The sequence below is a fragment of the Nevskiales bacterium genome, from assembly GCA_035574475.1.
Lineage (GTDB): Bacteria > Pseudomonadota > Gammaproteobacteria > Nevskiales > DATLYR01 > DATLYR01.
Map to the genome: position 1 here is coordinate 1 of DATLYR010000197.1, position 8,362 is coordinate 8,362.

7 protein-coding genes are annotated in these 8,362 nt (G+C 71.3%); all 7 read left to right on the forward strand.

What is annotated here, in order from left to right; translation table 11 throughout:
• Nucleotides 1-726 (forward strand): UDP-N-acetylmuramyl-tripeptide synthetase (gene murE, locus VNJ47_11925; GenBank protein ID HXG29541.1); only part of this gene is annotated, 726 nt, incomplete at its 5' end.
• Nucleotides 723-2,126 carry a UDP-N-acetylmuramoyl-tripeptide--D-alanyl-D-alanine ligase gene (murF, locus tag VNJ47_11930; protein ID HXG29542.1) on the forward strand — a complete coding sequence of 468 codons (1,404 nt, stop codon included), beginning with the start codon at nucleotides 723-725 and terminating at the stop codon, nucleotides 2,124-2,126. The genes murE and murF, both read left to right, overlap by 4 nt.
• 12 nt (nucleotides 2,127-2,138) lie before the next feature.
• Entirely contained in the window at nucleotides 2,139-3,236 is a 1,098-nt protein-coding gene (gene mraY / locus VNJ47_11935; protein ID HXG29543.1) for a phospho-N-acetylmuramoyl-pentapeptide-transferase, read from the forward strand.
• Nucleotides 3,237-3,243: 7 nt separating this feature from the next.
• Entirely contained in the window at nucleotides 3,244-4,590 is a 1,347-nt protein-coding gene (murD, locus tag VNJ47_11940; GenBank protein HXG29544.1) for a UDP-N-acetylmuramoyl-L-alanine--D-glutamate ligase, read from the forward strand.
• Nucleotides 4,587-5,771: a putative lipid II flippase FtsW gene (ftsW, locus tag VNJ47_11945; GenBank protein ID HXG29545.1), complete on the forward strand. Its 1,185-nt coding sequence runs from the start codon at nucleotides 4,587-4,589 to the stop codon at nucleotides 5,769-5,771. Before murD ends, ftsW begins: the two co-directional genes overlap by 4 nt.
• Entirely contained in the window at nucleotides 5,768-6,862 is a 1,095-nt protein-coding gene (gene murG / locus VNJ47_11950; GenBank protein HXG29546.1) for an undecaprenyldiphospho-muramoylpentapeptide beta-N-acetylglucosaminyltransferase, read from the forward strand. The genes ftsW and murG overlap by 4 nt, the downstream gene beginning before the upstream one ends.
• A complete protein-coding gene (gene murC, locus VNJ47_11955; GenBank protein HXG29547.1) occupies nucleotides 6,859-8,307 on the forward strand; it encodes a UDP-N-acetylmuramate--L-alanine ligase in 1,449 nt (482 codons plus the stop codon). The genes murG and murC overlap by 4 nt, the downstream gene beginning before the upstream one ends.
• The last annotated feature ends 55 nt before the right edge of the window (nucleotides 8,308-8,362 follow it).

Genomic DNA, 8,362 nt, shown 5'->3' on the forward strand with positions numbered 1-8,362 from the left:
ATCGCCTATGGTCTCTGTGCGGCGCCGGCCGCCGCCGCGGCGCGCTACGTGCTCGGCGCGGAGCCCGAATTGCATGCGCGCGGCCTTGCGCTGGCCGTGCGCACGAGCTGGGGCGAAGGCGTGCTGGAAAGCCGTCTGCTCGGCCGCTTCAACGCCTACAACCTGCTGGCCGCGCTCGCGGTGCTGCTGGAGAAAGGCGTCGCGCTCGACGTCGCGCTCGGCGCACTGCGGCATGTGGAAACCGTGCCGGGGCGCATGGAAGCGGTGCAGCTGCGCGATCGGCAGCCGCTGGTGGCGGTGGACTATGCGCATACGCCCGAGGCGCTCGGCCAGGCCTTGCGCGCGCTGCGCGCGCACTGCCGCGGCGAGCTGACCGTGGTGTTCGGCTGCGGCGGCGACCGCGATCGCGGCAAGCGTCCGCTGATGGCCGCCGCGGCGCTGGAGCATGCCGATCGCCTGATCATCACCGACGACAACCCGCGCAGCGAGGATCCGCGCGCGATCGTCCAGGACATCCTCGCCGGCCTGCCGGCCGGCGCGCGCTTCACGGTCGAGCACGACCGCGCGCGCGCCATCGCCCTGGCGCTGGCCGGCGCCGGCCCCGAGGACGCCGTGCTGGTGGCCGGCAAGGGCCACGAGGATTACCAGATTGTTGGCCGGGAGCGTCGCCATTTCAGCGATCGCCGGGTGGTCGCTGCCTGTCTTGAAGGGGGGCGGCAGGCATGAACGCCGCGCTCCAGTTGCCGCCCATGGACCGCCTCGCGCACCTCGCGCAGGTGGTCGGCGGCCGGCTCGTCGGTGCGGATGCGGGTTTCGCCGGGCTGGGCAACGACACGCGCAAGCTGCAGCCCGGCGAACTGTACGTAGCCCTGAGCGGTGCGCGTTTCGACGGCCACGACTTCGTCGCCCAGGCGGCGCAGCTCGGCGCCGCCGGCGCGCTGGTCGAGCGCGCGCTGCCGCTGCCGCTGCCGCAGGTGGTGGTGCCGGACGCCCTGCGCGCGCTGCAGGACTATGCGATGCACTGGCGCGGCCGTTTCGATATTCCCGTCATTGGCGTCACCGGCAGCAACGGCAAGACCACCACCAAGGAAATGCTGGCGGCGATCTTCGCCCGCCGCGGCCCGGTGCTGGCCACGGTCGGCAATCTCAACAACCACATCGGCGTGCCGCTGACGCTGCTGCGCCTGCGCGCCGAACACCAGGCCGCGATCATCGAGATGGGCGCCAACCACCAGGGCGAGATCGCGGTGCTCACGCGCCTCGCGCGGCCCGGCATCGGCGTCGTCACCCAGGCCGGGCTGGCGCACATCGAGGGCTTCGGCGGGCGCGAGGGCATCGCGCGCGGCAAGGGCGAGCTGTTCGCCGGCCTGGCGCGCGAAGGGCTCGCCGTGATCAATGCCGACGACGCCTATGCCGGCCTGTGGCGGAAGCTGGCGGCGCACTGCCAGCAGCTCAGCTTCGGCATCGAGCAGCCGGCCGAGGTCAGCGCGCGTGACCTCCGCGAGGTCGCCGCGGCCGGCCGCATCGAATTCGAACTGGTCACGCCGCAGGGCAATGCCGCCGTGGAGCTGCCGATGCTCGGCCGGCACAACGTGATGAATGCGCTGGCGGCGGCCGCCTGCGCGCTGGGCGCCGGCCTGTCGCCGGCCGAGATCGCCCTCGGGCTCGGCGCGATGCGCAGCGTCTCCGGGCGGCTGGTGCGGCGCGCCGCGGTGCAGGGCGCGCAGCTCATCGACGACACCTACAACGCCAACCCGACCTCGCTGGCCGCGGCGCTGGAAGTCCTGGCCCAGCTGCCCGGCCGGCACTGGCTGGTGCTGGGCGACATGGGCGAGCTCGGGGCGGAGAGCGCCGAGTGGCATCGCAAGGCCGGCGAGTGGGCGCGCCGCCACGGCTGCGAGCGCCTGTACGCGGTCGGCCCGCTGTCGCGCGCCGCGGTGGCGGCCTTCGGCGCCGGTGCCCGGCACTTCGAGAGCCACGTGGACCTGGCGACAGCACTGCGCGGGGAGATCGGCCCAGGCGTGACCGCACTGATCAAGGGCTCGCGCAGCATGCACATGGAGCAGGTCGTGCAGGCGCTTCTGGCGCCAACGGCGGATGCCGATACTGCAAGCGGCAATCATTAAAAGGACCACGCCATGCTCCTGTACCTGACCGAATACCTGCAGCAGTTCTACGGCGGCTTCCGCCTGTTCGAGTACCTCACCTTCCGCGGTGTGCTCGGCGTGCTGACCGCGCTGGTGATCGCGCTGTGGGTCGGGCCGGGCATGATCCGGCGCCTGACCTTCATGCGCATCGGCCAGCCGGTGCGCGACGACGGCCCGCAGTCACACCTGTCCAAGGCCGGCACGCCGACCATGGGCGGCACGCTGATCCTGGTGGCGGTCGCGGTGGCGACGCTGCTGTGGGCGGATCTCGGCAACCGCTACGTCTGGATCGCGCTGCTGACCACGCTGGCCTACGGCGCGATCGGCTTCGTGGACGACTACCGCAAGCTCAAGTACGGCAACGCCAGGGGCCTGTCGGCGCGCTGGAAGTATTTCTGGCAGACGGTCTGCGGCTTCGGCGCCGGCTTCGCGCTGCTGCTCACCGCCAAGCTGCCGGTCGAGACCACGCTGTACGTGCCGGTCTTCAAGGAGATCGCCATCCCGCTGGCCGGCTATGCCGGCGGGCTGGTGTTCGTGGTCTGGACCTATCTGGTGATCGCCGGCAGCAGCAACGCGGTCAATCTGACCGACGGCCTCGACGGGCTGGCCATCATGCCCTCGGTGCTGGTGGCCTCGGCCCTGGGCGTGTTCGCCTACGCCGCCGGCAACGTCAAGATCGCGACCTACCTCGGCATTCCCTACGTGCCCGGCGTGGGCGAGGTGGCGATCTTCTGCGTCGCCATCGGCGGTGCCGGCCTGGGATTCCTGTGGTTCAACACCTATCCGGCGCAGGTCTTCATGGGCGACGTCGGTGCGCTGGCGCTGGGCGCGGCACTGGGCGTGGTGGCGGTGATGGTGCGGCAGGAGTTCGTGCTGCTGATCATGGGCGGCGTGTTCGTGGCCGAGACCGTGTCGGTCATCCTGCAGGTAGCCTCGTTCAAGCTGACCGGCAAGCGCATCTTCCGCATGGCGCCGCTGCACCACCATTTCGAGCTCAAGGGCTGGCCGGAGCCCAAGATCATCGTGCGCTTCTGGATCATCACCCTGGTGCTGGTGCTGATCGGCCTGGCCACGCTCAAGGTGCGGTGACGGACGGATGAACGACTACGCGGGCAAGCTGTACGTGGTCGCCGGGCTCGGCAAGACCGGGCTGTCGGCCGTGCGCTTCCTGCGCCGCCAGGGCGCGCGCGTGCGCGCCACCGACACGCGCGCGGAGCCGCCGATGCTGGCCGCGCTGCGGCGCGATTACCCGGAGGTCGAGTTCGTGAGCGGCCTGCCGGAGTCCGCGCTCGAGGGCGCCAGCGCGGTGGTCAGCTCGCCCGGGCTGGACCTGCGCCTGCCGTTCTTCACCGCCGCCGGCATGCGCGGCCTGCCGGTGTTCGGCGACATCGAGCTGTTCGCGCGCACGCTGCGCGCCCGCGAGGCTGTCCCGGTCGTCGCGATCACCGGTTCCAACGGCAAGAGCACGGTGACCACGCTGGTCGGCGAGATGGCGAGGAAGGCCGGCCGTCGGGTCGCGGTCGGCGGCAACCTCGGCACGCCGGCGCTGGACCTGCTCGACGACGCCGTCGAGCTGTACGTGCTCGAGCTGTCGAGCTTCCAGCTCGAGCTGACCGAGTCGCTCGACGCCAGCGCGGCCGTGGTGCTGAACCTGAGCCCGGATCACATCGACCGCCACGGCACGCTGGAACACTATGCCGCGCTCAAGGCGCGTATCTATCGCGGTCGCGGCCATTGCGTGATCAATCGCGACGACCCGCGGGTGACGGCGATGACGCCGGCCGGCCGCCCGGTCACCGGCTTCTCCCTGCAGCCGCCGCAGGGCGATGACGACTACGGCCTGGTGCAGGCGCACGACGAAATCTGGCTGGCGCGGGGCGGCGAGCGGCTGCTGCCGCTGTCGGCGCTGCGCATCCGCGGCCTGCACAATGCCGCCAACGCCCTGGCCGCGCTGGCGCTGGGCGAGGCAGTGCAGTTGCCGCGCGCGGCCATGCTCGCGGCGCTGCGTGAGTTTCCGGGCCTGCCGCACCGCTGCCAGTGGGTGGCCGAGCGCCGCGGGGTGAACTGGTACAACGATTCCAAGGGCACCAACGTCGGCGCGACACTGGCGGCACTCACCGGCATGCCCGGGCCGATCGTCCTGCTGGCCGGCGGCCTGGCCAAGGGCGGCGACTTCGCGCCGTTGAAGCCGGTGCTGGCCGACAAGGGCAGGGCACTGGTGCTGTTCGGGCAGGACGCGATGCTGATCGAGCGCGCCGTGAGCGGTGCGCTGCCGGTGTATCACGCGCCGGATCTCGACCAGGCGGTGCAGCGGGCGGCCGACGTGGCGCAGCCCGGCGACACCGTGCTGCTGTCGCCGGCCTGCGCCAGCTTCGACATGTTCAGCGGCTACGAGCAGCGCGGCGAGCGCTTCATGGCCGCGGTCCGGGGACTGCCTGCATGAGCGCCCTGGCCCAGGATCTGCGCAGCCGCGTGCTCGAGCAGCGCATGCGCTACCTCGACGGCGGCCTGGTGCTGGCGGCGCTGGGCCTTTTGCTGCTGGGCCTGATCATGGTGGCCTCGGCCTCGGTGGCGGTGGCCGAACGCCACACCGGCGAGACCTTCTACTACTTCTATCGCCAGCTGGCGTTCGCGGCGGCGGGGCTGGGTTTCGGCGCCGCGCTGTTCAACGTGCCGATGCGCTGGTGGGAGAAGAGCGGCTTCTTCCTGCTGGTGCTGGCGCTGCTGTTGCTGGCCCTGGTGTTCCTGCCGGGCATCGGCCGCGAGGTCAACGGCGCACGGCGCTGGATCGACCTTGGGCCCGTCAACCTGCAGGCCTCCGAGGTCGCGCGCCTGCTGCTGCTCATGTACCTGGCCAGCTATGCCGTACGCCGCAACGAGGAGATCCGCACGCGCCTGCGCGGCCTGCTCAAGCCGGGCCTGCCGCTGGGCCTGGCCTGCGCGCTGATGCTGCTCGAGCCGGACTACGGCGCGGCCGTCATCCTGCTGGCGGTGAGTCTGATCCTGCTGTTCATGGCCGGTGCGCGCCTGCCGCATCTCGGCCTGCTGTTGGTGGCGATGGCGGCCGGCGCCGCGGCCCTCGCCGTGACCTCGCCCTACCGGCTCAAGCGGCTGGTGAGCTTCACCAACCCCTGGGAGCATCCGTTCGAGAGCGGCTTCCAGCTGACCCAGTCGCTGATCGCGATCGGCCGCGGCGAATGGACCGGCGTGGGCCTGGGCAACAGCGTGCAGAAACTCTTGTACCTGCCGGAGACGCACACCGACTTCCTGTTCGCGGTGCTGGCCGAAGAACTCGGCCTGCTGGGCGGCCTGACGGTGATGCTGCTGTTCGGGCTGCTGGTGTGGCGCGGCTTCGCCATTGCCGGCCGCGCGCTGCAGAACGGGCAGGCCTTTTCCGCCTATCTCGCATACGCACTGGCGAGCTGGGTGGGATTGCAGGCCTACGTGAACATCGCCGTGAACATGGGCCTGCTGCCGACCAAGGGCCTGACCCTGCCGCTGATGAGCTACGGCGGCAGCAGCCTGATCGTGATGCTGGCCGTGGTTGCGATCCTGATGCGCATCGATTTCGAGGCGCGCCAGGCCGCGCTCGATCCGCCCAAGCCGAAACGGGAGCGGGTATGAGCACGGGCGCGCGCTACTGCATCGTGATCATGGCCGGCGGCACCGGCGGACACGTGTTCCCGGCGCTGGCGGTGGCCGAGCGCCTGCGCGCGCTCGGGCACGAGGTGGTGTGGATCGGTACGCGGGCGGGACTGGAGGCGCGCGTGGTGCCGGCGCGCGGCCTGCCGATCGAATGGATCACGATTGCCGGCGTGCGCGGCAAGGGAATCACCACGCTGCTGCTGGCGCCCTTGAACCTGCTGCGCGCGGTCTGGCAGGCGCTGGCCATTCTGCGCCGCCGCCGGCCGCAGGCCGTGATCGGCCTCGGCGGCTTCGTGGCCGGACCCGGCGGGCTGGCGGCCTGGCTGCTGCGCCGGCCGCTGCTCATCCACGAGCAGAATGCGATTGCCGGGCTGACCAACCGCCTGCTGGCGCATCTTGCGCGGCGTGTGCTGGAGGCCTTCCCGGATACCTTCCCGGCCAGCGCCAAGCGACTGACCGTGGGCAACCCCGTGCGGCCGGACATCACGGCCCTGCCGCCGCCGGCGCAGCGCCTGGCCAACCGCGGCGGCCGTGTGCGCCTGCTGGTGCTGGGTGGCAGCCTCGGCGCGCTGGCGCTCAACCGCTGCGTGCCGCAGGCGCTGGCGCTGCTGCCGCCGGAGCTGCGGCCGGCGGTGCGCCACCAGGCCGGACGCACGCTGGCAGACGCGCAGAAGGCCTATGCCGCTGCCGGCCTCGACATCCAGCCGGAGGCCTTCATCGAGGACATGGCCGCGGCCTATGCCTGGGCCGATCTGGTCATCTGCCGCGCCGGTGCGCTGACGGTGGCGGAGCTCGCCGCCGCCGGCCTGCCGGCGGTGCTGGTTCCCTTCCCCTACGCGGTGGACGATCACCAGACCGCCAATGCCCAGTATCTGGTGTCGGCCGGCGCGGCGCGCCTGATCCAGGAGCGCGAGCTGACGCCGCAGGCCCTGTGCGAGCTGCTCAAGCCGCTCTTGGGCGATGCCGCGCTGCGGCTGCGCATGGCCGAGGCGGCGCGTGCGCGCGCCTGGCCGCAGGCCTGCGAGCGCATCGCGGACGAATGCCTGGCCCTGGCCGGAGGCGCCGCATGAACGGCGCGCAGAACGGCATGGTGCCGCTGCCGCACATTCCGATGCGGCGCGTGCGCCGCATCCATCTGGTCGGTATCGGCGGCGTCGGCATGGCCGGCATTGCCGAGGTGCTGCTGAACCTCGGCTACGAGGTCAGCGGCTCGGATCTCAAGGCCAATGCCGCGACCAAGCACCTGGCCAGGCTCGGCGCGCGTATCCACGGCGGCCATGCCGCCGGCAACGTGGACAAGGCCGATGTGGTGGTGATCTCCAGCGCCGTGAAGCCGGACAACCCCGAGGTGCTGGAGGCACGCAGTCGCCGCATCCCGGTGGTGCCGCGCGCCGAGATGCTGGCCGAGCTGATGCGCTTCCGCTATGGCATCGCCATCGCCGGCACGCATGGCAAGACCACCACCACCAGCCTGGTGGCGGCGGTGCTGGCCGAGGGTGGGCTCGATCCCACCTTCGTGGTCGGCGGCAAGGTCAAGAGCGCCGGCAGCAACGCGCGGCTCGGCGCCAGCCATTACCTGGTCGCGGAAGCCGACGAGAGCGATGCCTCCTTCCTGCTGTTGAATCCCATGATCGCCGTGGTCACAAACATCGATGCCGACCACATGGAAACTTACGGCGGCGACTTCGGGCGTCTGAAGGCGGCCTTCGTCGAGTTCATCCACCACCTCCCGTTCCACGGTCTGGCGGTGATCTGCGTGGACGACCCGGTGCTGCGCGAGCTGCTGCCGGAGCTGGGCCGACCGGTCATGACCTATGGCATCGAGTGCGATGCCGATCTGTGGGCCGAGAACCTGGCGCCCGACGGCCATGGCACGCGCTACCGGCTGCGCACCAAGGACTCGGCCCAGGGCTGGAACATCCACCTGAACCTGCCGGGCCGCCACAACGTGCTCAACTCGCTGGCCGCCGCCGTGGTGGCGCGCGAGCTGGGCGTGGAGATGGGCGCGATCCAGCGCGCGCTGACCGGCTTCAAGGGTGTCGGACGGCGCCTGGAGGTGCTCGGCGAGCTGCCGCTCAAGGCCGGCGGCAAGGCACTGCTGGTGGACGACTACGGCCATCATCCGCGCGAGCTGGTGGCTTCGATCCGCGCGATGCGTGAGTCCCATCCGGATCAGCGCCTGGTGGTGGCCTTCCAGCCGCACCGCTATAGCCGCACGCGCGACCTGTTCGACGACTTCTGCCAGGTGCTGTCAGGCGTGGACGTGCTGCTGCTGACCGAGGTCTATCCGGCGGGCGAGGCGCCCATCGCCGGTGCCGACGGGCGCGCGCTGGCCAGGGCGATCCGCGCGCGCGGCGCGGTCGACCCGATCTTCGTCGAGTCGGTGCAGACGCTGCCGAAAATCCTGCCGGGCATCCTGCAGGACGGCGACGTGCTGTTGACGTTGGGCGCCGGCGACATCGGCGCGGTGGCCGGTGGCTTGATCGCGAGCCTCGGCGGGGAGGGCACGTCATGAGTGCACTGCCCAATCTGCGCGGCGAGCTGCGCATCCGGGAGCCGATGGCCCGGCA

What these genes read in the sequence shown, in the direction of transcription:
- ftsW (HXG29545.1), top strand. Translation starts at nt 4,587, where the DNA reads ATGAGCGCCCTGGCCCAGGATCTGCGCAGCCGCGTGCTCGAGCAGCGC.
- murG (HXG29546.1), top strand. Translation starts at nt 5,768, where the DNA reads ATGAGCACGGGCGCGCGCTACTGCATCGTGATCATGGCCGGCGGCACC.
- murF (HXG29542.1), top strand. Translation starts at nt 723, where the DNA reads ATGAACGCCGCGCTCCAGTTGCCGCCCATGGACCGCCTCGCGCACCTC.
- murD (HXG29544.1), top strand. Translation starts at nt 3,244, where the DNA reads ATGAACGACTACGCGGGCAAGCTGTACGTGGTCGCCGGGCTCGGCAAG.
- murC (HXG29547.1), top strand. Translation starts at nt 6,859, where the DNA reads ATGAACGGCGCGCAGAACGGCATGGTGCCGCTGCCGCACATTCCGATG.
- mraY (HXG29543.1), top strand. Translation starts at nt 2,139, where the DNA reads ATGCTCCTGTACCTGACCGAATACCTGCAGCAGTTCTACGGCGGCTTC.